1 protein-coding gene is annotated in these 628 nt (G+C 41.1%); it reads right to left on the minus strand.

Going from position 1 to position 628, the window contains the following annotated elements:
* The coding region (locus R7Q48_RS28475) for a fructose PTS transporter subunit IIA (protein WP_318133685.1) at positions 1–424 on the minus strand (424 nt) is incomplete at its 3' end.
* Positions 425–628 lie beyond the last annotated feature (204 nt).

Below are 628 nucleotides of genomic sequence, written 5' to 3' on the forward strand. Positions count from 1 at the left end.
GTGCGTCTTGGCTGTTTGCTGCGCCCAAGAACGCATCGATGAAACCATCTTCAATCAGTTTTGAAGACAGTTCTGCAAGTACTTCGATGTGGTGGTTATCGCCACCGTCTGGAGAAGCGATCATGAAGAACAGCTTTGAAGGTAAACCGTCTTCCGCGCCGTACTCGATACCTGATTTGCTTACGCCGATCACAACCGCCGGTTCAATCACAGCGGCGCTTTTCGCGTGTGGAATTGCCACGCCATCTTCAAATCCGGTATTTCCTAATTCTTCACGTGCTTTTATATCTTCAAGAAATTTTGTTTGGTCAGAAATACGACCTTGGGCATGAAGAACGGCAACCAGTTCTTTAAATACGTCTTCTTTTGAAGACGCTTGAAGATCAAGCTTAATCAAGTCTTCATTTATTAGTTTGGTGATCATTGTCGAACCCCTATAAATATAATTTTTATTTCAGAGGTATTTTTAAATTACTGAGAAAAAGACTGTAGTGAAGAAAAAATGCATTTACTGGAGGATTGTAACCGACTAACTATAGTGTGATTTAGATCGTTCACTGGACAAATCTAGCTGCATATCTGTGACATGATGGATAAGAAGCTAAACGATAAGTGAAATGTGGCTTTG

The organism is Vibrio sp. 378 (assembly GCF_033339435.1).